The sequence below is a fragment of the Streptomyces sp. NBC_00286 genome (assembly GCF_036173125.1).
In the GTDB taxonomy this organism is placed as follows: Bacteria; Actinomycetota; Actinomycetes; order Streptomycetales; family Streptomycetaceae; genus Streptomyces.
On sequence record NZ_CP108054.1, the window covers coordinates 4,447,772 to 4,471,899 of the forward strand.

Below are 24,128 nucleotides of genomic sequence, written 5' to 3' on the forward strand. Positions count from 1 at the left end.
CGGTCTGCTCCGCAGGGGCATACGACCCCTCCTCTCCACGTCTTGCCGCCCGGTACCGTGGCGTACCTGGAGACCGATCCGAGGAGATCCGCATGACCGCACAGCCTGCAGAGCCGGTACCGTCGGCGCCTCTCCAGGTACCACGTACCGTCGACGGCATCATGGCTGCCCTGCCCTCGGCTTCAGCCCGCATGGAGTTCCGAACCGCTTTCGGGCAGGCCGCGACAAGCCAGGAGCGGGAAGACATCATCGACGCGTGGTGGGCCGTTGCCATGACCCCGGACTGGGATGACCGTCTCGCCGACTCGGAAGCCGGGCGCAACCTTGTCTCGCTCGACGACATTGCGAAGAGGGCCGAAGCACCGTGACCCCACCGAAGTAGATCTTGTTCTTCGGGCAGCATGCGGACGAAAGCCTCGAACAGCTTCGGGGGCGTGATCCCGAACGTCACGCGGTCGCCATCAAACGGTTCCTCGATCTCGCCACCGACGCCGGCCAGGCGATCGACACAGGGTGGCCTCCGCCAGGACGCCTCGCCAGAGGCGCGTACGTCACGATGTGGCGGGACATCGGCCTCACTGTCACCTACCTGCCGCACCCGGATCGGAGGGAAGTGCACGTCGTCGGAGTCCTCGACAGTGGGCCCATGGTCTGAAGTCGGCCATTTCCACAACCAAATGCCCACTGTGATCCAGGCACGCCCGAGGGCGGCACCCCCACGAACAGGGATGCCGCCCTCGGTACTGGACTGGGGGTCCCCCCTTCTCGAACGAAGCCGAGAGCTTGGGGGAGGGTCCGACCCGGTGGAAGAACCGGATCAGAAGTCCATGTCACCGCCTGGCATGCCGCCGCCGGCCGGGGCGGCGCCCGCCTTCTCCGGCTTGTCGGCGATGACGGCCTCGGTGGTGAGGAACAGCGCGGCGATGGACGCGGCGTTCTGCAGGGCGGAACGCGTGACCTTCGCCGGGTCGATGATGCCCTCGGCGATCATGTCGACGTACTCGCCGGTCGCGGCGTTCAGACCGTGGCCGACCTGAAGGTTGCGGACCTTCTCCACGACGACGCCACCCTCGAGACCACCGTTGACGGCGATCTGCTTGAGCGGGGCCTCCAGGGCGAGCTTCACGGCGTTGGCGCCGGTCGCCTCGTCACCCTCGAGCTCCAGCTTCTCGAAGACCGTGGCGGCCTGGAGCAGGGCCACGCCACCACCGGCGACGATGCCCTCCTCGACGGCGGCCTTCGCGTTGCGAACGGCGTCCTCGATACGGTGCTTGCGCTCCTTGAGCTCGACCTCGGTGGCGGCACCGGCCTTGATGACGGCCACGCCGCCGGCCAGCTTCGCCAGGCGCTCCTGGAGCTTCTCGCGGTCGTAGTCCGAGTCGGAGTTCTCGATCTCGGCGCGGATCTGGTTGACCCGGCCGCCGACCTGCTCGGTGTCGCCGGCACCGTCGACGATCGTGGTCTCGTCCTTGGTGATGACGACCTTGCGGGCGCGGCCCAGGAGGTCCAGGGTCGCGTTCTCCAGCTTGAGGCCGACCTCCTCGGAGATGACCTCGCCGCCCGTGAGGATGGCGATGTCGCCGAGCATGGCCTTACGGCGGTCACCGAAGCCCGGAGCCTTGACGGCGACGGACTTGAAGGTGCCGCGGATCTTGTTGACGACCAGGGTCGACAGGGCCTCGCCCTCGACGTCCTCGGCGATGATCAGCAGCGGCTTGCCGGACTGCATGACCTTCTCGAGGAGCGGCAGCAGGTCCTTGACCGCGGAAATCTTCGAGTTGGCGATAAGGATGTACGGGTCGTCGAGGACGGCCTCCATACGCTCCATGTCGGTGGCGAAGTACGCCGAGATGTAGCCCTTGTCGAAGCGCATACCCTCGGTGAGCTCCAGCTCCAGACCGAAGGTCTGGGACTCCTCGACGGTGATGACGCCTTCCTTGCCGACCTTGTCCATGGCCTCGGCGATGAGCTCGCCGATCTGGGTGTCGGCGGCGGAGATGGAGGCGGTCGAAGCGATCTGCTCCTTGGTCTCCACGTCCTTGGCCTGGTCGAGCAGGGCACCGGAGACCGCCTCGACGGCCTTCTCGATACCGCGCTTCAGAGCCATGGGGTTGGCACCGGCGGCGACGTTGCGGAGGCCTTCCTTGACCAGCGCCTGGGCCAGGACGGTCGCGGTCGTCGTGCCGTCACCGGCGACGTCGTCCGTCTTCTTCGCGACCTCCTTGACCAGCTCGGCGCCGATCTTCTCGTACGGGTCCTCGAGCTCGATCTCCTTGGCGATGGAGACACCGTCGTTGGTGATCGTGGGGGCGCCCCACTTCTTCTCGAGGACGACGTTGCGGCCCTTGGGGCCGAGTGTCACCTTTACGGCGTCCGCGAGCTGGTTCATGCCGCGCTCGAGGCCTCGCCGCGCCTCCTCGTCGAACGCGATGATCTTGGCCATGTGAAGTGGTCCTCCCGGACTGGGGTGGATTGCTCCGGACCGCGCTGGCGCCCGCGACGGACGGCCTGCCTGCCCCGTGGTTCCTTGCCCCACTTGGCCTGCGGGCCTCACCGACCCGGTCCTCGTTGTCACTCTCACCTTCAGAGTGCTAACGCCAATGATTAGCACTCGACCCCCCCGAGTGCAAGGCGCGCCCGCGGAGCGGGCTCGTTGAGGGGTGGTGGTCGGGTGGCCGTTCAACGCAGCGCCCGCGGAGCGGGCTCCGTGAGGGGCGGTGGTCGGGTGGCGGGTGGGAGCAAGCGGCTATCGGGGAGTGAGAGGCCTGCCCCGGGGGTGTCCGGGAGGGGCCCGCAGGCATGCCGAAGGGCCCGTACCCCTTGAGGTACGAGCCCTTCGGAAGAAGAACGTGTCGCTGCAGATCAGTCGGCGCGTGCTTCAGCCGGCCACGCGGACCATGTCCGCCTGCGGCCCCTTCTGGCCCTGCGAGATTTCGAACTCAACTCGCTGACCTTCCTCCAGGGTGCGGTAGCCGTCCATCTGAATCGCGCTGTAGTGGACGAATACATCCGCACCACCGTCGACCGCGATGAAGCCGTACCCCTTCTCCGCGTTGAACCACTTGACGGTGCCCTGAGCCATGCCTAACTCCCCTATTACTGGCCCTTGCACAGATCCGCACTTCGCGGATCCGGGTCAGACCTCACCCCCCAACGGTTGGGGGTGTGCGCCGGAACGCGTCGACCGCGGCTGAATGTATCTGCCCAACTGCCGTCTGCAACAGGTCAGTCGGAGGAGAAATCTTGGCCATCGCCGATCCGGAATGTACGGAGAATTCACCCTAGAGGGGGGCAAGTCGGGCTCCATAAAAGGAGCGAATGACGCAAAAGACCTGCACACTTTGGCTACTTCTTATCGGGGGCCAATCAGGAATGCACATGCATTCGGCCCCGAGGAGCACCACGTTCCCCAACTGTACCGTGCTCAACCATATAGAATTGCCCCCTCCGTTTAACTCACGGAGGGGGCAATTCGATGAACCCTGAGTTACCTGCATTACCGAAGGTAACGATCAGCCTCCGGCAACGGCCGGAATGATCGAGACGCCGGCCCCGTCGGGCGTCGCCGTCTCCAGCCCCTGCTCGAACCGCACATCGTCATCGTTCACGTACACGTTGACGAACCGCCGCAGCTTGCCCTGGTCGTCCAGGACGCGCGCCGCGATACCGGTGTGGTTCTTCTCCAGGTCGGCGATGACCTCGGCGAGGGTCGACCCTTCGGCGGCGACCTCGGCCTTGCCGCCGGTGTAGGTGCGAAGGATGGTGGGGATGCGAACGTTGACGCTCATGGGGTTATGACCTCCGGTCGAGTAGAGCGCCCCTTCAGGGGCGCGGGGCGGTGACATTTGCGGCTCCGCCGCGATGGGGGTCCCCCCGCTCATGGGGTCCCCCCGCTCGAGCGAAGCCGAGAGCGGGGGAGCGACCAGCCCCACCGGCCCGCAGCGTGAATACAGCCCTTCCCGCGAAGCGCTACGCGAGGCCGGCCTCTCGGAACGAGTCGAGGCTGGGCCGGATCGTCGCGGTAAGACCCGTGCCGGCCACGGCGTCGAGGGTCTTCAGACCGTCACCCGTGTTCAGGACGACCGTGGTCAGCGCCGGATCCAGCACACCGTTCTCGATCAGCTTGCGCGCAACCCCCACCGTCACACCACCGGCGGTCTCCGCGAAGATCCCCTCGGTCCGCGCCAGCAGCTTGATCGCGTCCACGATCTGCTCGTCGTTGACGTCCTCGACGGCACCCCCGGTACGACGCGCGATGTCCAGCACGTACGGACCATCGGCAGGGTTACCGATCGCGAGCGACTTCGCGATCGTGTCCGGCTTCTGGGGCCGTACGACCTCATGGCCCGCCTTGTAGGCGACGGACACCGGCGAGCACCCTTCGGCCTGGGCGCCGAAGATCTTGTACGGCTTGTCCTCGACGAGCCCGAGCTTGATCAGCTCCTGCAGACCCTTGTCGATCTTCGTGAGCTGCGAGCCGGAGGCGATGGGCACCACCAGCTGGTCGGGGAGCTGCCAGCCGAGCTGCTCGCAGATCTCGTACGCGAGGGTCTTGGAGCCCTCGGCGTAGTACGGGCGCAGGTTGACGTTGACGAAGCCCCAGCCCTCGCCGGCCGGGTCGCCGATCAGCTCGGAGCAGAAGCGGTTCACGTCGTCGTAGTTGCCCTCGATGCCGACGAGTTCGCCGCCGTAGACCGCGGCCATGACGACCTTGCCCTGCTCCAGGTCGTGCGGGATGAACACGCAGGAGCGGAAGCCGGCGCGGGCGGCGGCGGCGCCGACGGCCCCGGCGAGGTTGCCCGTGGAGGAGCAGGAGAGGGTCGTGAAGTTGAAGGCACGGGCGGCCTCGATGGCCTGGGCGACGACGCGGTCCTTGAAGGAGTGCGTCGGGTTGCCGGAGTCGTCCTTCACGAAGAGCTTGCCGGGGTCGACGCCCAGTTCGCGCGCGAGGTTGTCGGCCTTGACGAGCTTGGTCCAGCCGGGGTTGATGTTCGGCTTCGTGGCCACGTCCGCGGGGACGGGCAGGAGAGGCGCGTACCGCCAGATGTTCGCGGGGCCCGCTTCGATGCGCTTACGGAGTTCCTCGGTGTCGTATGCCGAGAAGTCGTACGCGATCTCCAGCGGGCCGAAACACTCCTCGCAGGCGAAGACGGGGCCGAGCGGGACGCGGTGCCCGCATTCGCGGCAGGAGAGCGCGGCGGCGGGGCCGAGGTCTACAGAGTCCGTGGAGGCCGTGGAGTTCGCCGAGTCGGCGGAGGTGTCAGCGTTCGTGGTGCTTGCAACTGTCTGCGCAGCCATGTGAGGCGAGGCCCTTTCTCCTCATCTTCCTCACGACGCATCTCGCCGTGAGACGGATTTGGCACCTTCACTAGCCGGGAGCCTCGCGGAATCGATCATCTTCGATCGGTACGAGACCGGCTGGAGGGTTGCCGGGGCTTCAACGGGCCGTATCCCTCTGCCCCTCTGGATGAGCGCTATTCGGTTGTGAGTATGTGGTTGTCGGCTGGACGACCCGCGACATGCGATGGTCATCAGCGTTGTTCAAGACTGTAACCGAAGGCCTGGATCGTGGAGAGACCAGTCCGAACCGCGAGATGACAGTCACATCAGCCTTCTGCCGCAGTGGGCACTCGCGACCCGGTCCAATGCAAGGGAGAGCCGCACGTGCTGGAAGACGTCGAGCGCTGGCTGAACACGCGCTCCTGGTCCGTTGGCGACCGCCCGCTGAAGAAGCTCATCGCCGCGAAACGCGCGGCCAACTCCACGGTGAGCGTCGTACTGCCCGCGCTCAACGAGGAGGAGACCGTCGGCGAGATCGTCGCCGTGATCCGCCGCGAGCTGATGACCAAGAAGGTGCCCCTCGTCGACGAGATCGTGGTGATCGACTCGGGCTCGACGGACCGTACCTCCGAGGTCGCCGCCGACGCGGGCGCCCGCGTCGTACACCGCGACGACATACTCCCGCGGATGCCGGCCGTCCCCGGCAAGGGCGAGGTCCTGTGGCGCTCGCTGCTGGTCACGAGCGGGGACATCATCGCCTTCATCGACGCGGACCTGAAGGAGTTCTCCGCGGACTTCGTCTCGGGAATCGTCGGCCCGCTGCTCACCGATCCGGGCGTGGACCTCGTCAAGGCGATGTACGACCGCCCGCTGAACCTGCCGGGCGACCCCACCTCCGGCAGGACCGCCGCAGGCCAGGGCGGCCGCGTTACGGAACTCATGGCCCGCCCGCTGCTGAACATGCACTGGCCGCAGCTCGCCGGCTTCGTACAGCCGCTCGGCGGCGAGTACGCGGCCCGCCGCTCGCTGCTGGAGCAGTTGCCGTTCCCGGTCGGGTACGGGGTCGAGCTGGGCATGCTGATCGACGCCCTGCACTTGGTGGGCCTCGACGCCCTCGCCCAGGTCGACGTGGGCGTCCGCAAACACCGCCACCAGGACGGCCAGGCCCTCGGCCGCATGGCCGCCGCGATCTACCGCACGGCCCAGCTGCGACTGGCCCGCGGCCATCTCGTACGGCCGCGGATCACGCAGTTCGAGCGGGTGGATGCGGGATTCGCACCGCGTACGTATTCGGTGGACACGGAGGAACGGCCGCCTATGGCGGAGATCGAGGAGTACGCGGAGCGGAAGGCGGCGTAGGTAGCGACCGCGCCCCTGAACAGAGGGCCGACAGGCCCCTGTTCAGGGGCGCGGGGAACTGCGCGACCAGCCACAACGCACCGGCAGCCGCCACACGACAGCCCGCCTCGAGCTAATAGGCACCCTGCGGAACCCAGCGGCGCGGAAGCGTACGTTTGAGCGAAGCCACCCTGGGCTAAGTTGAGCCCTATGGCATCAACGCAAGCCCAGATTCTCGTCGCCTCCAACAGGGGCCCGATCTCGTACGCCCTGGACGAGATCGGCACGCTCAAAGCCAAGCGCGGCGGCGGCGGCCTGGTCTCCGGCCTGTCCGCGATCGGCCCGGAGGCCGGCGCGCTGTGGGTCTGCTCGGCCCTGGGCGACGGCGACCGCGAGGCCGTACGCCGCGGCGTAGGCGAAGAGGGCGTACGGATGCTGGACATCCCGGCGGACGTACACGAGGACGCGTACAACGGCGTAGCCAACTCCGTGCTGTGGTTCGTGAACCACATGCTCTACCAGACGCCACTGGAGCCGGCCTTCGACGCCGAATTCCGCAGGCAATGGGCGTCCTTCGAGACGTACAACCGGGCCTTCGCCGAGGCCCTGGCCGAGGAGGCGGCCCCGGGCGCCGCCGTACTCGTGCAGGACTACCACCTGACGCTGGCCCCCCGCATGCTGCGCGAGCTGCGCCCCGACCTGCGGATCGGGCACTTCTCGCATACGCCGTGGGCGCCGCCGGAGTACTTCCGGATGCTGCCCGACGACATCGCCGCGCAGTTGCTCGACGGAATCCTCGGCGCCGACCGGGCGGCGTTCCTGACCCAGCGGTGGGCGGACGCGTTCACCGACTGCTGCCATGCCGTGCTGGGGCCCGCCATTCCGTCGGGTACGCGCATCGGCGTGCACGGGCTCGGCGCGGACGCGGACTTTCTGCGGAAGCGGTCGCACGAGGCCGACGTGAACGAGCGGATCGTCGCGCTGCGGGAGCAGATCGGCGAGGGTCGTAAGGCGATCGTGCGGGTGGACCGGACGGAACTGTCCAAGAACATCGTGCGCGGGCTGCTGGCGTACCGGCAGCTCCTCGAGGACCAGCCGTCGTGGCGTGAGCGGGTCGTGCACGTGGCACTCGCGTATCCCTCGCGGCAGGACCTGGCCGTGTACCGCGACTACATGGCCGAGGTGCGACGGCTCGCGGACGAGATCAACTCCCAGTACGGGACGCCTGGTTGGACCCCGGTCGTGCTGCACCTGAAGGACGACTTCGCCCGCTCGCTCGCCGCGTACCGGCTGGCCGACGTGGCCCTCGTCAACCCCATCCGCGACGGGATGAACCTCGTCGCCAAGGAGGTGCCGGTCGTCTCCGACGAGGGGTGCGCGCTGGTGCTTTCGCGGGAGGCGGGGGCGTACGAGGAGTTGGGCGAGGATGCGATTGTGGTGAACCCGTACGACGTTGTGGGCACCGCCCGCGCCCTTCACTCGGCGCTGACGATGCCGCGTGATGAGCGGGCGGAGCGCACCAAGCGGCTGGCCGCCTCGGCTACTGCGCTTCCTCCGGCCCAGTGGTTTCTGGACCAGCTTGAAGCGCTTCGCTCCGCGGGTTAGCTCCGCTGGTTTGCGGGGTGCCTAATGGCTCGGGGCTTGATGTCGGTTGGCGGGTGCCGGTTCGTTGTGGCTGGTCGCTCCCCCACTCTCGACTCCGCTCGAGCGGGGGGACCCCCATCGCGGCGGAGCCGCAAATTGATACAGCCCCGCGCCCCTAAATGAAGGGCCTCCGGCCCCCATTTAGGGGCGCGGTTTAGTTCAGCCTCGTTGTCAGCGCCCTCAGTAGGCGTACGACGCCTGCCGGGCCCTCCACCACCAGGTCCGCGCGCTTCTCCAGCTCCGTCACCTCGTTGCTGCCGCTGCAGATCAGTAGGCCGGGGACGCCGTTCGCGCGGAGTTCCTCTACTGCCGCGAACGCCGGGAGGTCGCCCAAGTCGTCGCCGGCGTAGGCCACCGCACCGGCGTCGATCTCGCGTACGTACTCGCGGAGTGCTACGCCCTTGTCCATGCCCGGGGGGCGGAGTTCCAGGACCATGCGCCCCGGCTCCACCACCAGGCCGTGGCGGGTGGCGAGGTCCGTCAGGGGGTCGCGTAGGGCCTCGAAGGCGGCCTGTGGGTCCTCGGCGCGGCGGGTGTGGACCGCGACGGCTCGGCCCTTTTCCTCGATCCAGGTGCCCTGCCGGGCGCCGGACCGGTCGAGGATGCCGGGCAGTTCGGCCCGGACGGCGGCGACGCCGGGGTGGGGCGGGGGTGCCGTGACGGTTCCGGTGAGCGCGTCCCAGCGTTCGGCGCCGTAGTGGCCTAGGACGACGAGGTGTTCCAGGCCGGGTACGTCCGCGAAGCCGCCGTGGCGTACCGCGACCTCGGCCGGGCGGCCGGTGACGACGGCGACGGAGGCGACCTTCGGGGCGAGGGCGGCGAGCGCCGGTACCGCTTCGGGGTGGGCGCGTGCCTGCTCGGGGTCGGGGACGATCGGCGCGAGGGTGCCGTCGAAGTCGAAGGCGAGTACGGCCCGGCCGGGCCGCGCGAGGATGGCGTCGAGTCCGTCACGTCCCGCCGGGGTCGCGGGAGTCGGCAATGAGTCCGGTTGGCTGCCCATACGGCGACCCTATCCGCCCGGTCCGTCAGCGCTCGGCCCGGCGGGCGTCCCGTATTCGACGCAGCCGGTTCACGGTCACCGGGTCATGGGCCAGGGCCCGCGGCGCGTCGAGCAGGGCGTTCAGCAACTGGTAATACCGAACCGGCACCATCCCCAACTCCTCCCGTATGGCCCGCTCCTTGGCCCCGGGCGACTCCCAGCCACGCCGCTCCAGGGCCAGTACGTCGCGCTCCAGCGGAGTCAGTTCCTCTCCCATGCCCGCACGGTACCCGTGCCCCGGTGGAGGTCGCAGGCCTCCTCGGGGCGCGGGGCTCCTCGGGGCGCGGGGCTCCTCGGGGCGCGGGGCTGTATCGATTTGCGGCTCCGCCGCGATGGGGGTCCCCCCGCTCGAGCGGAGTCGAGAGTGGGGGAGCGACCAGCCACAACAAACCCGCAGCCGCCATACGACTCGCGCCCCAGCTAATAGGCACCCTGCGCGACCAGCGGAGCTACCCCGTAGGAACTACTCCGAGGTCTCTGCGGTGAAAGCCGACCGCTGCAGCGACCCCAGAACCGCGGCAGGCCGCGCATTGGGCCCCACCGCCTTCCCGATCTGCTGCTTGATGTCCGCGCTGACCTGCGCCCAGGACGTCTTGGCGACGGGATACAGCTCGGCGTTCTCGAGCTCTGACAGGAACGGGTCGAGATCCTTGTCGTTCTTGTCCTCGGCCATCGCATCGGAGGCGGACATGGTCACGGGCAGCAGATTGTACTCGTGGGAGAACTCGAGCACGTTCTTCTCGCTGTAGACGAAGTCGAGGAACTCGCCGATCTCCTCGCCGTTGCCGTTCTCCTTGAACGCCATCATCCAGTCGGCGACGCCCATCGTGGCCCTGGCCCTGCCGTCGACGCCGGGCATCGGCACCATGCCGTACTCCACGCCCTTCTTGTCGGCGGCCTGCATCAGCGAGGGGTGACCGTTCAGCATGCCGACCTCGCCGCGGGTGAACGCCTCGAAGGCGTCGGCGCGGTTGAGTTTGCCGGGCGGCGTCGGGCCGGTGAGGCCCTTGCCCACCAAGTCGTTCTTGAGCCAGTTGAAGGTCGCGATGTTCTGGTCGGAGTCGATGCCGTACGAGCCGACCGTGCCGGTGTAGCCGTCGCCGCCGCTGAGCAGCCACATCATGGTCTCGGCCTGGGCCTCCTCGGGGCCGAGGGGGAGCGCGTACGGGGTCTCGACGCCGCGGGACTTCAGGGTCTGGGCGGCGTCGGCCAGTTCGTCCCAGCTGCGCGGCGGGGTGAGGCCGGCCTCGTCGAAGAGCTCCTTGTTGTAGAACAGCAGCCGCGTGGAGGCGGCGAACGGCATGCCGTACGGCACCAGGCCCACCTCGCCCGCCTCGGCGAGTCTCGGGACGAAGTCGGCCTGGACGGGTATGGAGAGCAGCTCGTCGACCTCGTACAGCTGGCCCTTCGCGGCGTAGTCGGCGTACGCGCCGATCTGCGCCATGTCGGGTGCCTCCCCGTCGGCGACCATCTGTTTGACCTTGGCGTCGACCTCGTTCCACGAGTAAACGCTGACGTCGACCTCGATGCCGGGGTTCTTCTTCTCGTACTCCTTGACCAGCTTGTCCCAGTACTTCTGGGAGCTGTTCGCCTCGGAGTTGCCGTAGTCGGCGGCCACCAGCCTGAGCGTGGCGTTCTGGGGGGTGGAGGAGTCGGCGGAGCAGCCGCCGAGTGCCGCCGTCACGCCCATTGCGGACACCATCGAGATGAAACCTGTCACTCGTCGCCGCACCGTTGATTTCCCCATCTGTCGTACTCGTCACGGTAGTTGAAGTCCGGACAACCGGAATGCAAGGTCTACAGTACGCGAGTGGACTAGACCTCTCATGGGGTGAGGGGCGAGACTGTATCCCGTGAAACACGTCATCGCCCTCGATGTGGGCGGCACCGGGATGAAAGCCGCCCTCCTGGGGGCGGACGGCGCCATGCCCTCCGGGAGCCGAACCGGGACACGCAGCGATCAACGGCTACCGCTGCGGGACCCCGGCCTCTCCGTGCTGCACCGGGCCCGCCGCGCCACGAACCGGGACCGCGGTCCGGACGCCGTCGTGGAGGCGATCCTCGCCTTCGCCGCCGAGCTGCGCGACCACGGCGAGCGCCACTTCGGCGAGCCCGCGTCCGCCGCCGGCATCGCCGTCCCCGGCATCGTGGACGCCGAGCGCGGCCTCGCGGTGTACGCGGCCAACCTCGGCTGGCGGAACGTACCCCTGCGGGATCTGCTCGGCGAGCGCCTGTACGGCGTCCCGGTCGCCCTCGGCCACGATGTGCGCACCGGCGGCCTCGCCGAGGGACGGCTCGGGGCGGGGCAGGGAGCCGACCGCTTCCTGTTCGTGCCGCTCGGCACCGGGATCGCGGGCGCGATCGGCATCGACGGCCGGGTGGAGGCGGGCGCGCACGGCTTCGCGGGTGAGATCGGCCACGTCGTCGTACGACCCGGGGGCACCCCATGTCCATGCGGGCAGCGCGGTTGTCTGGAGCGGTACGCGTCCGCGTCGGCGGTGAGCGCGGCCTGGGCCGAGGCGTCCGGTGATCCGAAGGCGGACGCGGCGGACTGCGCGCAGGCCGTGCGGACCGGGGACCCCCGGGCGCTCGCGGTCTGGCAGGAGGCGGTGGACGCCCTCGCGGACGGCCTCGTCGCGGCCCTCACCCTGCTGGACCCCCGCACGCTGATCATCGGTGGCGGCCTGGCCGAGGCCGGGGAAACCTTGTTCACACCGCTACGGGCGGCGGTCGAGCGCCGGGTGACCTTCCAGAAGCTGCCCGCCATCGTCCCGGCGGCGCTCGGGGATACGGCCGGATGCCTGGGCGCGGGGCTACTGGCCTGGGATTTGCTCGACACCACACCTACGAAGCCGGAGGAACCCAGGGTGACGGCAACCCACCTAGGGGCGCGGGACGAGACATCATGCGGCTCCGCCGCGATGGGGGTCCCCCCGCTCGAGCGAAAGCCGAGAGTGGGGGAGCGACCAGCCACGCACGGCCCGCAGCCCGCAACCGGCAAAGCGCCCATCGTCCTGTCCGGCGCCCAAGTGGTCCTCCCCACCGGAATCGTGGACGGCGGCCGCGTAATCGTCGAGGGCACCCGGATCGCCGGGAGCGCACCCGATGATGCGCGCATGATCGACCTGCGAGGCCACTGGCTGGTGCCCGGCTTCGTCGATGTCCACAACCACGGCGGCGGAGGCGCCTCCTTCACCTCCGGCACGGTCGAGGACATCCTCAAGGGCGTCCACACGCACCGCCTCCACGGCACCACGACGACCGTCGCGTCGACCGTCACCGGCGATATGGACGTGCTCGCCCAACGCGCCGGGCTGCTCTCCGAGCTGGCCGAGCAGGGCGACATCGTGGGCATCCACTTCGAGGGACCGTTCATCTCGCCGTGCCGCAAGGGCGCGCACTCCGAGGAACTGCTGCGCCACCCGGACCCGGCCGAGGTGCGCAAGCTGATCGACGCGGCGCGCGGCCAGGCCACGATGGTGACGCTCGCCACGGAACTGCCGGGCGGCATCGACTCCGTACGCCTCCTCGCGGAGCACGGGGTGATCGCGGCGATCGGGCACACGGACGCTACGTACGAGCAGACGGTGGAGGCCATCGAGGCGGGCGCCACCGTGGCCACGCACCTCTACAACGCGATGCCCGTCCTCGGTCACCGCGCTCCCGGCCCGATCGCCGCGCTCCTGGAGGACGAGCGGATCACGGTCGAGTTGATCAACGACGGTACGCATCTGCATCCGGCGTCGCTCCAGCTGGCGTTCCGTCACGCGGGCGCAAGGCGGGTGGCGTTCATCACGGACGCGATGGACGCGGCGGGCTTCGGCGACGGCCGTTACATGCTCGGCCCGCTGGAGGTCGAGGTCAGCGAGGGCGTGGCGCGGCTGGTGGAGGGCGGCTCCATCGCGGGCTCGACCTTGACCCTGGACCGGGCCTTCAAGCGGGCCGTCACCGTGGACGGACTGGCCGTCGAGGACGTGGTCGCCGCCATCTCCGCCACCCCGGCCCGGCTGCTGGGCCTGTACGACCGGGTGGGTTCGCTGGAACCGGGCAAGGACGCGGACCTGGTGATCCTGGACGCCGACTTCGCTTTGAAGGGCGTGATGCGCCGCGGAGAATGGGTGGTTGAGCCCCAACTGGGCTGATTCTGCCGTTTGTTGAGCCGGGCGGCTGGCCTGCGGAACTGGGCCGACCGCCGTCCGGCTGGCATGATCGGTCATCCGGACAAGGCCGGACAAGGTAAGCGCGCACTCGGGGGAGGTCGGCCCGGATGATCCTCACGGTCACGCTGAACACCGCTCTCGACATCACGTACTACGTACCGTCCCTGCGCCCGCACGCCTCGCACCGCGTGACGGAGGTCACCGAACGCCCCGGCGGCAAGGGCCTGAACGTGGCCCGGGTGCTGGCGGCGCTCGGCCACGAGGTGACCGTGACGGGTTTCGTGGGCGGGGCGACCGGGCGCGCCCTCCAGGACCAACTCGCGTCCACCGAGGGCGTCGTGGACGCGCTGGTCCCGGTGACGGGTCCGACCCGCCGCACCATCGCGGTGGTCGACACGACGACCGGTGACACGACTCAGCTCAACGAGCCGGGCCCGCTCGTCTCCCCCGCCGAGTGGCGGGCGTTCCAGGACGCGTACGAGGAACTGCTGCCCGCGGCCTCCGCGGTGGCCCTGTGCGGCAGCCTCCCACCCGGCGTCCCGGTAGGCGCGTACGCCCAACTCGTCCGCACGGCCCGCTCCGCGTCGGTCCCGGTCCTCCTCGACACCAGCGGCGAACCCCTCCGCCGAGGCGTAGCCGCCCGCCCCGACCTCGTCAAACCGAACACCGACGAGCTGGCCGAACTCACCGGCTCCCACGAGCCGTTGCAGGCCACGCGGGACGCCCGCCGCCGCGGCGCCCACGCGGTGGTCGCCTCCCTGGGCCCGGAGGGCCTGCTGGCCCTGAACGCGGAGGGCCACTGGCGAGCGACACCGCCGGCCCCGGTCGAGGGCAACCCGACGGGGGCAGGCGACTCGGTCGTCGCGGGCCTGCTGTCGGGCCTGGTGGAGGGTCTGCCTTGGCCGGAGAGGCTGGCCCGCGCGGTCGCGTTGTCGACGGCGACGGTACTGGCGCCGGCGGCGGGCGAGTTCGACGGGCGGGCGTACGAGGAGTTGCTGGAGCAGGTAACGGTGACGGGCGAGTCCAGCGCGGCCTGAGAAGCCCTCGAGCCTGCTGCTAGCCCTTGCTCAGCGACAGCTGGTCGAGCACCGCGTCACACTGGTTGCCCTCGGCGCAGGCGATCTCGATGAGGTTGGCGCCCTTGGTCAGGTTGACCGGGGCCCAGGTCGTCTGCCAGCCCTTCTCCCAGTCGCCCTTCGGGGCCTGCTTCTCACCGATGAAGTTCTTCATGTTCAGCGGCGAGGTGTTCGGCTTGCCGTTGACCACGACGGTCGCGTTGGCGTCGACACCGGGGATGCCGTAGCGGACGTCCAGCCGGTAGGTGCCGGCCTTCTCGATGCCCTTGACGGCCCACACGACCTTGGCACCGACCTTGTTGAAGCCCGTCACATAGACACCGCCGCCCGCCTCGGCGCCCTTGAACTGGGTGTCGACGGTCGTGCCGCCCTCCAGACGCAGGGTTTTCGCGTCGATCTTCGGCAGCTCGGCCTCGTCCTTCGCCGGCTTCGAAGCCGGCGCGCTCGGCTCGGTGTTCTGCCCCGCCGTCGGCGTCGAACCCCCCGCCTCGTTCCCCCCGGGATCTTCGTCGCCGCCCATCATCGCGACCCCGATGCCGATCACGACGGCCGCGACCACGGCGATCGCGCCGATCAGGAGGCCCTTGGTGTTGGGACCACGGCCACGGCCACCACCGCCGCCGCCCATACCGCTGCTCGGCAGGGGCGTGCGCGTCGTGGGCGTGCCGCCGCCGAACGTCTCCGGGGCCTGGTAGTGCGACTGCCCGTACGTGTCCTGACCCTGCGGCGCCGGAGCCTGCGCGTACTGCGCGGTCGGCGCCGTCTGGGAAGCCTGCTGCGACTGCTGGGCCTGCTGGCCGTACTGGCGCTCGCCGACCGCCCGCACCCGGTTGACCGAACCGGGGTAGCCGTAGCCCACGCCTCCGTCTGGCGGCGTGGCTCCGGCGGCCTGACCGTCGGCGTAGAGATAGCCGAACGGGTCGTCGTCCTCGGGCGTGCTCGCGCCGTTGTTGCCGGGCGTCATCCCTAGGTCTCCTCAGCGGGTTTGGTGCAGATGCGATGGGTGGGTAGAGGGGCGAGCCTACCCGCTCTACAGGCCCCAAACGGGTGACTCAGCTCGCACAACACCTCTGACCTGCGCTTCAGCCCGCACGTCGATGTGCTTTGGGACGAGACCGTTTCTCTACGTACATCCGCTCGTCAGCGGACTTCAACACTTCGTCCGCAGTCATGCCGCAATGTGCCCATCCGATGCCGAAGCTCGCGCCGACCCGCATCGCGCGGCCGTCGACCCGGATCGGCTGGATGATCTCGTTACGCAGCCGGACCGCGAGGTCCTGTGCGTCGGCCCGGCCGAGCCCGTCGGCGAGGACCACGAACTCGTCGCCACCGAGCCGCGCGACCGTGTCCCCGTCCCGTACGCCGCTGCTCAATCGGCGCGCGACCTCGATCAGCACGGCGTCGCCGGCGTTGTGCCCGAAACGGTCGTTGATCGACTTGAAGCCGTCGAGGTCGCAGAAGAGCACCGCGAGCCCCTTCGTACCGTCGTCCGTCTCGCCCTGCGGCGCGATGGTGTGCACATGGTGGTCGTACGCGTCGAAGGCCTCGAGGGCCGGCCGGAAGTCGAACCCGTGCCCGTCCGCGTCGTACGCGGGCGCCCCGCCGTGCTCCCCTTGATCCCCGCCGTACTCGCCGTGCTGCGCATAGGCCGCGTCCAGCGTGTCCACCGGTCCCGGTGCCACGGCTGCGGGGCGGCTGCACAGCCGGGCGGAGAGCCGGGCGCGCAGTTCGGCGGAGTTCGGCAGTCCGGTGAGCGAGTCGTGCGAGGCGCGGTGGGCGAGCTGGAGCTCGCGGCGCTTGCGCTCCTCGATGTCCTCGACGTGGGTGAGCAGGAAGCGCGGCCCGTCGGCGGCGTCCGCGACCACGCTGTTGCGCAGGGAGACCCAGACATACGTCCCGTCGCGGCGCCCGAGCCGCAGCTCGGCGCGCCCGCCTTCCGCGGACGTACGCAGCAGGGTGCCGATGTCCTCGGGGTGGACCAGGTCGGAGAAGGAGTAGCGGCGCATCGCGGAGGCGGGGCGGCCGAGGAGGCGGCACAGCGCGTCGTTGGTCCGCAGGATGCGTCCGTGCTGGTCGCCGCCCATCTCGGCGATGGCCATGCCGGAAGGGGCGTACTCGAAGGCCTGGCGGAAGCTTTCCTCGCTGGCGCGCAGAGCCTGCTGCTCCCGCTCCAGGCGGACGAGGGCGCGCTGCATGTTGGCCCTGAGCCGGGCGTTGCTGATCGCGATGGCCGCCTGGAACGCGTACATCTGCAGTGCCTCGCGCCCCCAGGCGCCGGGAATCCGTCCGTTGCGCGGGCGGTCGACGGAGAGCACGCCGATCAGCTCGCCACAGGCGCCGCCGGGCACACCTGGCGTGTACATGGGCGCGAAGAGGCGGTCGGAGGGGTGCCACTCGTCCTCGAAGCGGGGCGGGGGGCCGTCGGTGTACCACTGCGGGACGTCGTCCTCGTCGAGGACCCAGCCCTCGGTGTGGGGTATGAAACGCAGGTCGCCCCAGGCCTCGCCCATGTTCAGCCGGCGCTCCCAGGAGGCGCGGGAGCCGACACGGCCGGTGATGAGCGCCTCGGCGGCGGAGTTCCCGGCGAAGGCGGCGACGACGAGGTCCCCGTCGGGGCGTACGAGATTCACGGCGGCGATTTCGTAGCCCAGACCCGTCACGACTCCGTCGGCGACGGTCTGCAGCGTGTCGGCCAGGCTGCGTGCCGTGTTCATGTCGGCCATGACCTGATGCAGCTGCCGCAGGGTCGCAAGACGGACGTACGGCTCCGACTCGGTCTCCATGCTCGCTCTCCCCGAGACCTCGACAGCAACTCCAGAGTTGTCCGGGCTTCTCGCCTGTCTTCTCGTTCTGTACTGATCGACTACCGATTGTGGACTGGTCGCTTACCGATCGCCTGGCCGATCCCCGGATCTCTTCTGGATCGCCTATCGATTGCAGCGTTCCCCGCCACTGAATCACAGCGCGCTCCCCACTCGGTACACAGGGTCAACAAAATATGGCCCTTGTGACTCAAGTCACAGCTAAAGATGAGCAGTTGAGTGGAGTTTCTGCGTTTTCACCGTGCGTTTACTGAACGCGAATATGTGGAGCCTGTGAGGTTACCGGACACAGAGCGATCGCCGGCCGGACGCCGGTGACCGGACGGGGACAGACAGGCCGGCAGGGCCGCGGTCGGGCGTCGGTCCTAGGACCCGTCTCGGGCGCTGGTCCGATGCGCGGACCGGAGCGGGGAGACTAGCGTCCGGTACGTGCTGACGACTCCTCCTGCCCCACGCGCGCCCCTCAACCCCACCGCTGACGGGCATGCTGATGGGGTGAGTGACGACGAGTTCCGCGCCGCCATGTCCCGGCTGGCCGCGGGCGTGGTGCTGGTGACCGCGCACGAGCCCGCGCTGGATCCCGAAGGGCCGGGAGGTGAGGACGTCGGAATGACGGCGACCGCCTTCATGTCCGTGTCCCTGGACCCGCCCCTGGTCCTGGTCAGCCTGCGCGAGGGTTCCCGCATGGACGACCTGCTCGACGAGCAGCCCCTGTGGGCGGTCTCGGTCCTCTCCGAGAGCCAGCGCCACATCGCGGGCCGCTTCGCCATGAAGGGCCGTATCTCCGACCGCCTCCTCTTCGAGGACATTCCGTACGTACGCGGAGAGGCCTCCGGGGCGCTGCTCGTACGCGGCGCCCTGGCGACCCTGGAATGCAGGACCGAGCAGCGGGTGCCCGCGGGCGATCACACGCTGGTGATAGGGCGGGTGCTGACGGCTTCGGTGCCGAGTGCGGACGGGGGGCCGCTGACGTACTTCAAGGGGCGGTACCGGCAGTTGGGGTAGGCCGCCCCTCTGATGGGCGGCGAGCGGGAAGCCGACGCTTACGGGCCGGTCGTCACCAATCGCGTCCGGAGCGTCCGCGCTTGGTCTCGGAGCGCTGCTTCTTCTGCCGCAGCCGGCGTTCGTTGATGCCGCGGGGGATGCGGGTGGTCCGGCGGGGCTTGGGCGGCGGGGCGGTGGCTTCGGCGAGCAGGGCGGCGAGGCGGACGGCGGCGGTCTCGCGGTTGCGCCACTGAGAACGGTGTTCGGAGGCTCGTACGCTGATGACTCCGTCGACGAGCTTCGGGGCGAGCCGTTCGAGGGCACGGGCCTTCCACACCTCGGGCAGGGCTTCCGTCTTCGCGAGGTCGAACCGCAGCTCCACCTGAGTGTCGCTCGTGTTGACATGCTGGCCACCGGGCCCCGAGGAGCGCGAGAAACGCCACACCAGCTCGGCCTCTGGGAGCGAGACGGAGCCGCGGATGACGTAGGGACCAGACATGGCTCCATGGTCGCGCGTGTGTCCGGTCCACGTCACGCGCTTTTTCCAGGGCCCTGGGCCTCTCGGGTAAAGAAAGTAAAGAGGGCGGAACCTGGGGGACCCCCCGCGGCGTTCATAGGGGTGACGGTAGCTTCGTCCCCGTACGAAGCACTGAGTTCAACGCACCGCACTTGTCGCACGTACGTCAACGATGGAAGGACTCCCAACAATGGCTGTAAGCCTGTCCAAGGGTGGCAACGTCTCGCTCACCAAGGAGGCTCCGGGCCTGACCGCTGTCACCGTGGGCCTCGGCTGGGACGTCCGCAGCACCACGGGGACCGACTTCGACCTGGACGCCTCGGCCATCGCGGTCAACCCCGAGGGCAAGGTCTACTCGGACGGTCACTTCATCTTCTTCAACAACAAGCAGACCCCGGACCAGACCATCGTCCACACCGGCGACAACCGCACGGGTGAGGGCGCGGGCGACGACGAGGCGATCAACGTCAACCTCGCGGGCCTGCCCGCCGACATCGACAAGATCGTCTTCCCGGTCTCCATCTACGACGCCGAGACCCGCTCCCAGAACTTCGGCCAGGTCCGCAACGCCTACATCCGCATCGTCAACCAGGCCGGCGGCACGGAGATCGCCCGCTACGACCTGTCCGAGGACGCCGCCACCGAGACGGCGATGGTCTTCGGCGAGCTGTACCGCAACGGCGCCGAGTGGAAGTTCCGCGCGGTGGGCCAGGGCTACGCCTCGGGCCTCGTGGGCATCGCCCAGGACTTCGGCGTGAACGTCTGAGGTTCAGCACGCCTGTTTTTTCGGAGCCCCCGGTCACTTGGTGACTGGGGGCTCCGCCCTTTTGCGCGGGGCCTCCTGACGAGCCGAAACCAGGGTCCGGGGTGAGCGGGGTGCCGCTCCGGGACCCGTCCCGGACACCTCCGCCGATGCTGTGTGCCTGGCTGTCGGGCCGACTGGCCGACTGGCCGTCGCACGAGCGAGGGGGACAAGGCATGGACGCCACATGGGCGGTCGCTGTTGTCATGGGGGCGCAGACGACGGCCGTGCTGATCCTCCCCGCCGACGGCCGGGCTGGGCTGAAGGCGCTCCTGGCCACCGTCTCCCTGCTCCTCGGTGAGGCGATGCTCGTCGGTGGCATGGACGGCGAGATCCTTCTCGCTGCCATGGCGTTGCTCTTGGGAGGACTGTTGTTCCTCGCGGAGCTGGCGGCAAGTCGCGACAGCCAACTGGTCCCGCTCCTGTGGATGGTCTGTGGAGGCTGGGGGATGGTCCTGATGGTGTGGCGACGCGACGACCTGGTCGAGTGGATGGAGACCAACCGCTCAGACCTGGCCGCCACTTGCTTGTCCGCCGCATTCCTCTTGGGCACGCTGGCGATGCGCCGTCGGCGGCTGCGGGAGACGCGCTGACGGTCTCGTCGGGAGGATCGCGACCTTGCCCCTTCGTCTCCTCATGGAGCGGGACACGACAAGGTGGGCGACGAGAGGTTGGGTGAACACGTGACCAGGGCCAGGCACAGAAACTGCGGTCGGCTGAGGTAGACGCCCGTAGATACGTCCCCGCCCCAGGTCAGCCTGGCGGCGGCCGAGGCGACAAGGAATGCGATTCGCACTGGTTCCCGCTCATGGAGGGAGTCGTACCGGGGTGCGTACTGGACGAGTTGGCCTTCCAGCCATGCCGCGGCCTCCTTCGGCTCCTCCCATGTGCCTCGGACGAGGCCAGCCGGTTTCAAGAGCCAATGGGCCGTCTCGACAGGCGGCACCTCGGACACCCGGAACTCGGCCGCCGCTTGTCGATGCCGCCGTACGACATCCGGGTCGCACCCGGGAGCGGGATCCGCGGGGGCGGGCCTGCGGATCCCCTCCTGGTCGAAGCGAGCTTTGTCGCCCACCCACAGGTAGCCATGGTGGTGCAACTGAGCTTCCTGTCCTACGCGCCGAGGCCGAAGCGAGCGGGGTCGATCCCGGCCGCGTCGAGTTCGGCCGTGGTGAACCTGAGGGGTTCCGCGTTCGGCTTCTTGCTGTCGCCCATGGCCCACGCGTCGCGACCAATCCGGGCCAGCGTCACGCAGGATTCACCATCGGGGTGGGTGTTGCCACCGCAGGCCTTGGAGAACTGAGCTCCGTCAATGGGCATGCAGTAAAGGTCGTTTCCGTTCATGGCTTACCTCTCTGACTGTTTGGAGGGAAGGGGAGTTGGGCGGAAATCAGGTCCAACTGGATTCGTCACAGGCGTTCTTCGAAACGAGGAAAACCCCCGGCCCCTGCGCCATAGTCCTGTCCCGGCAGAGCTCCTGCAGGACGGACCTGTTACTCCCGGTGGCCTTGGCAAGGTGGTCGACGAGAAGCTCCGCCTCTGAAGGGAGGAGGACCATCTCCGTGTCCGCCACGTGCCGACCGTTCTTCGTCAGCCAGACAGGAATACGAATGCGTCCGTCATCGTCCTTGTAGGCAGGGCGACTTGGAATCGGGTCCATGCGCCAGCCTCGGGCGACTGGTTCGCGCGTCGGCTTCGGGTTGGTTGGCATGCATTCATCTTCGGACCGTCATCCACTCAACTCCAGGTCTATTCCTGTGGTGGACTAAAGATCAACCCGATACGTTTCTGCCCAATCAGCGAACTGCTGCCGCGCGACGTCTCCGAAGAGCGCGAGCCGCTCGAACTGGTCGAATACGGCTCGGTGTTCAGCAATATCCCGAGAATCCCGAAACACCAGGCGTCCCGTGAAGTTCTCCACGGTTGCCAGGCGGTCGTCGTAGACCGTGAAGGTGTTCATCGGCCCACGCGGCATCGCGGCACCGACCGGAAGAACCCCCAGACGCACATTGGGGAGATGTGACAGCGACACCAACCTATCGATCTGCACAGCCATCGCCGGGAAGGGCACGATCGCCCATCTCGCAGCCTGCTCTGTCAGCAGGAAGGTGAAGTGCTTCGACGTGTCGTAGAGGACAGCCTGCCGCGCGAGCTTGCGAGCAACTGTGGTGGAGACGTCCCCTGGAGAATGGGTCAGGCTCGCTCTCACATACTCCGGAGTGGCGAGCAAACCCGTGATCATACTGGGAAGGAAGTACCGCAGTTCCGTGTACTCGGCCTCCAGCGCCGCCAGTTCAATCTGCCGCTTCTCCAGGCCTCTGCGCCTCGAGGATCGCTTGTCCTGCCATTCGGTATTGGCAATTCGAGCCAGCGCCAAGACGTCAGCGAGAACCTCCGGAGGCGCGTCAAGTGCTCGCAGGATCCGTTCGACGTCCATGAGCCTGGGCGTCTTTTTGCCCGTCTCAAATTTGCTGATCTGCGACTGAGACATATTGCAACGCCGAGCGAGCCGGTCCCCTGTGAGACCGGCCCGCTTCCGCAGTTCTCGCAGCCTGCTGGCCAAGTCGCTCTTGGACTGGCCCAGTTGCTCAGGCTCGTATGTCACCGTGCTCTTTCACGTACTCGGCGAAGGGCACCGCGTGGAGCATCGCGATACGCCTCCATTCCCGGTAGGGCCCGAGGTCGCCTTCGAACATCTCGCGACTGATCTGCGTGCCATCCGGACGGAAATTCAGGTGAACGATCCGAGCGTCATCGAACATCCACCAATCCTGGCCGGTCAGATGGAGGCCGTACTCCTCATCCGTGACATCGAGGATCCTGATGTCCTCACCGGCCTCGATGTTGCCTGGGATACCCCATGCGAACTGGTACCGCTGATAGTCGGTCAGCGGGCGACGCACCACTCTCACACGGCCGATGCGCCTGCCGGAGGCGACGTATCCGCGTACGCGCTCGTGCCAGCGCGCGTTGTGGTCACCTGGTTTGGGTTCTCCCCGAAGGAAGCGCGCGATGTTTTCGGCCTCTCTGGGCATGGTGTAGGTCGGCTGGGCCTCGAAGCGCCAGGCCTCTCGCTCGTAGGCGTCGAACACCGCCCGCCAATCATCACCATCCAAGAGCACGAACGGCCTCCCGCAGCACCGATTCCGGAATCTCGACGAGCCCTTCGCCATTGGGCACGGAGAATCCGTCGTAGACGTCACCTTGAACGACGATGGAGCTCCGCCCCGAGTGCCGGTAGACGTTCGGGCAGTCATCGTCGTCACAGTTCGGCCCATTCACCGTGCCAGTGAGCCGAGTCAATTCCTCACGTGCCACAAGACCTCCCGCTGCCCGGCCTCGAGCCGAGGCCATCCATGGACGACGTTACGGAGCGTGCCCGTGCGTGTCGAGATCGCCTCGGGGCTATTCCCGTTCCGGCATAAACGGGCCGCCCTTCAAGCTGCGTATCAGGGCCAGCAAGCCGTTTGGGGGCAGGGCGAGTACGTCGGTGGGGGTGTCGCTTTCGCGGAGGAGGACGTGGGGGTCGGTGTGGGCGAGTTCGAGGCAGTTCTCGCCGCCGGCCCCGGAGAAGGACGACTTCTGCCAGTTCACAGGCATGGTGTGGGCTCTCACAATTCTCGCGCGACGTCGTGGACGAACCGTCTGGAGCTCTCGGCGTCGAGCGCTGCTCGCTCCGCGAGGTCCAGCAGGGTGCCGTACTTCTTGAGCTGGGTGGCGATGCTGAGGAAGACGCCGCCCACGGCGCTGTCCACCTGGACCGTGTCCAGTTGAGGGACGACTCCCCCGGCGTAGAAGACCGGCTGAGTGGCCTCGACGAACTCTTCACTCGTGAAGGGGATGACCTTCAGCGTGACGGTGGGCCACTCGGAGACCTCCAGCAGGTGGCCGAGCTGCGCCTGCGCGACCTTGCGCCCGCCGATCCGCATCCTCAGGGCCGCCTCGTGGATCACCACGGTGAAGGGCGGCGGAGCGTCGCGCTCGAAGATCTGGCGGCGCTTCAGCCTGAACTCCACGCGGACGTCCACCTCCTCGGGAGGGAGGGGCGGGATGTTGCCGCCGTAGATCGCCCGCGCGTAGTCCTCCGTCTGGAAGGCGCCGGGGAGCGTCATCGGCTGGAGGGCGCGCAAGTACGTTGCGTGGTGCTCCAGTTCGGCCACGTCCAGGAAACCTGGGGCGAGGATTCCGCGGTACGCATCCCACCAGCCTTGCCCACGAGACTCCCGGGCGATCACGCTCAACGCGTCGACGAGTGCGGCGTCATCGCACGCATAGAACACCGCCAGCCGCCGGATCCGCTCCTCGCTGATGCCCAGCCGACCCGCCTCGATGTGGCTGATCTTGGCCTGATCGGTCGACAGCAGGCCTGCGGCTTCGCGGGCCGTCCTGCCTGCGGCCTCCCTCAACTTCCGCAGTTCCGTACCGAGTCGGACCTGGCGAGCGGAGGGGTTATCTCTCAGTGGCAT

The 24,128-nt window shown here is 68.4% G+C and carries 25 protein-coding genes, 1 pseudogene and 1 riboswitch; of the genes and pseudogenes, 10 read left to right on the plus strand and 16 right to left on the minus strand.

Going from position 1 to position 24,128, the window contains the following annotated elements; all coding sequences use genetic code 11:
* Window positions 1-92 precede the first annotated feature (92 nt).
* A complete protein-coding gene (locus OHT21_RS20170) occupies window positions 93-368 on the plus strand; it encodes a hypothetical protein (protein WP_328769746.1) in 276 nt (91 codons plus the stop codon).
* Between the two features lie 17 nt (window positions 369-385).
* A complete protein-coding gene (locus OHT21_RS20175; RefSeq protein WP_328769747.1) occupies window positions 386-655 on the plus strand; it encodes a hypothetical protein in 270 nt (89 codons plus the stop codon).
* 162 nt (window positions 656-817) lie between these two features.
* On the opposite strand, the gene groL is transcribed toward OHT21_RS20175, so the two are convergent.
* The 4 genes from groL to thrC form a co-directional block, all read right to left on the minus strand.
* Complete coding sequence (gene groL, locus OHT21_RS20180) at window positions 818-2,443, minus strand: chaperonin GroEL (protein ID WP_328769748.1); 1,626 nt, start codon at window positions 2,441-2,443, stop codon at window positions 818-820.
* Window positions 2,444-2,878: 435 nt separating this feature from the next.
* On the minus strand, window positions 2,879-3,082 hold the full coding sequence (locus OHT21_RS20185; protein ID WP_003986833.1) for a cold-shock protein: 204 nt from the start codon (window positions 3,080-3,082) through the stop codon (window positions 2,879-2,881).
* Between the two features lie 430 nt (window positions 3,083-3,512).
* A complete protein-coding gene (locus OHT21_RS20190; protein ID WP_033322392.1) occupies window positions 3,513-3,788 on the minus strand; it encodes a MoaD/ThiS family protein in 276 nt (91 codons plus the stop codon).
* Between the two features lie 181 nt (window positions 3,789-3,969).
* Complete coding sequence (thrC, locus tag OHT21_RS20195; RefSeq protein ID WP_328769749.1) at window positions 3,970-5,298, minus strand: threonine synthase; 1,329 nt, start codon at window positions 5,296-5,298, stop codon at window positions 3,970-3,972.
* Between the two features lie 18 nt (window positions 5,299-5,316).
* Window positions 5,317-5,474: riboswitch (SAM riboswitch) on the minus strand.
* A gap of 190 nt (window positions 5,475-5,664) precedes the next feature.
* On the opposite strand from thrC, the gene OHT21_RS20200 reads away from it, so the two are divergent.
* Window positions 5,665-6,639, plus strand: coding sequence for a glucosyl-3-phosphoglycerate synthase (locus tag OHT21_RS20200; protein ID WP_328769750.1), 975 nt, complete (start codon window positions 5,665-5,667; stop codon window positions 6,637-6,639).
* Window positions 6,640-6,828: 189 nt separating this feature from the next.
* On the plus strand, window positions 6,829-8,223 hold the full coding sequence (locus OHT21_RS20205) for an alpha,alpha-trehalose-phosphate synthase (UDP-forming) (protein WP_328769751.1): 1,395 nt from the start codon (window positions 6,829-6,831) through the stop codon (window positions 8,221-8,223).
* 193 nt (window positions 8,224-8,416) lie between these two features.
* Here OHT21_RS20205 and otsB read toward each other — a convergent pair whose 3' ends face one another.
* The 3 genes from otsB to OHT21_RS20220 all read right to left on the minus strand — a co-directional run bounded on the left by otsB (window position 8,417) and on the right by OHT21_RS20220 (window position 11,048).
* Entirely contained in the window at window positions 8,417-9,262 is an 846-nt protein-coding gene (gene otsB / locus OHT21_RS20210) for a trehalose-phosphatase (protein ID WP_328769752.1), read from the minus strand.
* Window positions 9,263-9,287: 25 nt separating this feature from the next.
* On the minus strand, window positions 9,288-9,518 hold the full coding sequence (locus OHT21_RS20215) for a DUF3263 domain-containing protein (RefSeq protein ID WP_328769753.1): 231 nt from the start codon (window positions 9,516-9,518) through the stop codon (window positions 9,288-9,290).
* Window positions 9,519-9,764: 246 nt separating this feature from the next.
* Complete coding sequence (locus OHT21_RS20220; RefSeq protein ID WP_328769754.1) at window positions 9,765-11,048, minus strand: ABC transporter substrate-binding protein; 1,284 nt, start codon at window positions 11,046-11,048, stop codon at window positions 9,765-9,767.
* A gap of 178 nt (window positions 11,049-11,226) precedes the next feature.
* On the opposite strand from OHT21_RS20220, the pseudogene OHT21_RS20225 reads away from it, so the two are divergent.
* The 3 genes and pseudogenes from OHT21_RS20225 to OHT21_RS20235 all read left to right on the plus strand — a co-directional run.
* A pseudogene (locus OHT21_RS20225) lies at window positions 11,227-12,111 on the plus strand (ROK family protein); the annotation flags it as partial.
* A 198-nt stretch (window positions 12,112-12,309) separates the two neighbouring features.
* Window positions 12,310-13,443, plus strand: coding sequence for an N-acetylglucosamine-6-phosphate deacetylase (nagA, locus tag OHT21_RS20230; protein ID WP_328774165.1), 1,134 nt, complete (start codon window positions 12,310-12,312; stop codon window positions 13,441-13,443).
* Between the two features lie 125 nt (window positions 13,444-13,568).
* Window positions 13,569-14,498 (plus strand): 1-phosphofructokinase family hexose kinase, encoded by a 930-nt coding sequence (locus OHT21_RS20235; protein WP_328769755.1) that lies wholly within the window; start codon window positions 13,569-13,571, stop codon window positions 14,496-14,498.
* A gap of 19 nt (window positions 14,499-14,517) precedes the next feature.
* Here the strand turns inward: OHT21_RS20235 and OHT21_RS20240 are convergent, their stop codons facing one another.
* A complete protein-coding gene (locus OHT21_RS20240) occupies window positions 14,518-15,501 on the minus strand; it encodes a carbohydrate-binding protein (protein ID WP_328769756.1) in 984 nt (327 codons plus the stop codon).
* Window positions 15,502-15,619: 118 nt separating this feature from the next.
* Entirely contained in the window at window positions 15,620-17,320 is a 1,701-nt protein-coding gene (gene cdgB, locus OHT21_RS20245) for a diguanylate cyclase CdgB (RefSeq protein WP_328769757.1), read from the minus strand.
* Window positions 17,321-17,788: 468 nt separating this feature from the next.
* Here cdgB and OHT21_RS20250 point away from each other — a divergent pair, with 468 nt between their 5' ends.
* Window positions 17,789-18,364, plus strand: a complete 576-nt coding sequence (locus OHT21_RS20250; RefSeq protein ID WP_328769758.1) for a flavin reductase family protein — start codon at window positions 17,789-17,791, stop codon at window positions 18,362-18,364.
* A 52-nt stretch (window positions 18,365-18,416) separates the two neighbouring features.
* Here the strand turns inward: OHT21_RS20250 and arfB are convergent, their stop codons facing one another.
* Entirely contained in the window at window positions 18,417-18,842 is a 426-nt protein-coding gene (arfB, locus tag OHT21_RS20255; protein ID WP_328769759.1) for an alternative ribosome rescue aminoacyl-tRNA hydrolase ArfB, read from the minus strand.
* Window positions 18,843-19,050: 208 nt separating this feature from the next.
* Here arfB and OHT21_RS20260 point away from each other — a divergent pair, with 208 nt between their 5' ends.
* Complete coding sequence (locus tag OHT21_RS20260) at window positions 19,051-19,626, plus strand: TerD family protein (RefSeq protein ID WP_165339486.1); 576 nt, start codon at window positions 19,051-19,053, stop codon at window positions 19,624-19,626.
* 212 nt (window positions 19,627-19,838) lie between these two features.
* The gene (locus tag OHT21_RS20265) at window positions 19,839-20,255 is read left to right on the plus strand and encodes a hypothetical protein (protein WP_328769760.1); all 417 of its coding nucleotides are present in this window, start codon (window positions 19,839-19,841) and stop codon (window positions 20,253-20,255) included.
* 520 nt (window positions 20,256-20,775) lie between these two features.
* Here the strand turns inward: OHT21_RS20265 and OHT21_RS20275 are convergent.
* The 6 genes from OHT21_RS20275 to OHT21_RS20300 form a co-directional block, all read right to left on the minus strand.
* Window positions 20,776-20,982, minus strand: a complete 207-nt coding sequence (locus tag OHT21_RS20275) for a DUF397 domain-containing protein (protein ID WP_328769762.1) — start codon at window positions 20,980-20,982, stop codon at window positions 20,776-20,778.
* Between the two features lie 445 nt (window positions 20,983-21,427).
* Window positions 21,428-22,267: a helix-turn-helix domain-containing protein gene (locus OHT21_RS20280; RefSeq protein ID WP_328769764.1), complete on the minus strand. Its 840-nt coding sequence runs from the start codon at window positions 22,265-22,267 to the stop codon at window positions 21,428-21,430.
* Complete coding sequence (locus OHT21_RS20285; RefSeq protein ID WP_328769765.1) at window positions 22,251-22,784, minus strand: DUF6879 family protein; 534 nt, start codon at window positions 22,782-22,784, stop codon at window positions 22,251-22,253. Before OHT21_RS20285 ends, OHT21_RS20280 begins: the two co-directional genes overlap by 17 nt.
* Window positions 22,768-22,980 (minus strand): hypothetical protein, encoded by a 213-nt coding sequence (locus OHT21_RS20290; protein ID WP_328769766.1) that lies wholly within the window; start codon window positions 22,978-22,980, stop codon window positions 22,768-22,770. The genes OHT21_RS20285 and OHT21_RS20290 overlap by 17 nt, the downstream gene beginning before the upstream one ends.
* A gap of 87 nt (window positions 22,981-23,067) precedes the next feature.
* Window positions 23,068-23,262 carry a DUF397 domain-containing protein gene (locus OHT21_RS20295; protein ID WP_328769767.1) on the minus strand — a complete coding sequence of 65 codons (195 nt, stop codon included), beginning with the start codon at window positions 23,260-23,262 and terminating at the stop codon, window positions 23,068-23,070.
* An 11-nt stretch (window positions 23,263-23,273) separates the two neighbouring features.
* Window positions 23,274-24,128: a helix-turn-helix domain-containing protein gene (locus tag OHT21_RS20300; RefSeq protein WP_328769768.1), complete on the minus strand. Its 855-nt coding sequence runs from the start codon at window positions 24,126-24,128 to the stop codon at window positions 23,274-23,276.

Coding starts and splice junctions, on each gene's coding strand:
- OHT21_RS20170 (WP_328769746.1), top strand. CDS start 93: ATGACCGCACAGCCTGCAGAGCCGGTACCGTCGGCGCCTCTCCAGGTA.
- groL (WP_328769748.1), bottom strand. CDS start 2,443: ATGGCCAAGATCATCGCGTTCGACGAGGAGGCGCGGCGAGGCCTCGAG.
- OHT21_RS20185 (WP_003986833.1), bottom strand. CDS start 3,082: ATGGCTCAGGGCACCGTCAAGTGGTTCAACGCGGAGAAGGGGTACGGC.
- OHT21_RS20190 (WP_033322392.1), bottom strand. CDS start 3,788: ATGAGCGTCAACGTTCGCATCCCCACCATCCTTCGCACCTACACCGGC.
- thrC (WP_328769749.1), bottom strand. CDS start 5,298: ATGGCTGCGCAGACAGTTGCAAGCACCACGAACGCTGACACCTCCGCC.
- OHT21_RS20205 (WP_328769751.1), top strand. CDS start 6,829: ATGGCATCAACGCAAGCCCAGATTCTCGTCGCCTCCAACAGGGGCCCG.
- otsB (WP_328769752.1), bottom strand. CDS start 9,262: ATGGGCAGCCAACCGGACTCATTGCCGACTCCCGCGACCCCGGCGGGA.
- OHT21_RS20215 (WP_328769753.1), bottom strand. CDS start 9,518: ATGGGAGAGGAACTGACTCCGCTGGAGCGCGACGTACTGGCCCTGGAG.
- OHT21_RS20220 (WP_328769754.1), bottom strand. CDS start 11,048: ATGGGGAAATCAACGGTGCGGCGACGAGTGACAGGTTTCATCTCGATG.
- OHT21_RS20235 (WP_328769755.1), top strand. CDS start 13,569: ATGATCCTCACGGTCACGCTGAACACCGCTCTCGACATCACGTACTAC.
- OHT21_RS20240 (WP_328769756.1), bottom strand. CDS start 15,501: ATGACGCCCGGCAACAACGGCGCGAGCACGCCCGAGGACGACGACCCG.
- cdgB (WP_328769757.1), bottom strand. CDS start 17,320: ATGGAGACCGAGTCGGAGCCGTACGTCCGTCTTGCGACCCTGCGGCAG.
- arfB (WP_328769759.1), bottom strand. CDS start 18,842: ATGTCTGGTCCCTACGTCATCCGCGGCTCCGTCTCGCTCCCAGAGGCC.
- OHT21_RS20260 (WP_165339486.1), top strand. CDS start 19,051: ATGGCTGTAAGCCTGTCCAAGGGTGGCAACGTCTCGCTCACCAAGGAG.
- OHT21_RS20265 (WP_328769760.1), top strand. CDS start 19,839: ATGGACGCCACATGGGCGGTCGCTGTTGTCATGGGGGCGCAGACGACG.
- OHT21_RS20275 (WP_328769762.1), bottom strand. CDS start 20,982: ATGCCCATTGACGGAGCTCAGTTCTCCAAGGCCTGCGGTGGCAACACC.
- OHT21_RS20295 (WP_328769767.1), bottom strand. CDS start 23,262: ATGCCTGTGAACTGGCAGAAGTCGTCCTTCTCCGGGGCCGGCGGCGAG.
- OHT21_RS20300 (WP_328769768.1), bottom strand. CDS start 24,128: ATGCCACTGAGAGATAACCCCTCCGCTCGCCAGGTCCGACTCGGTACG.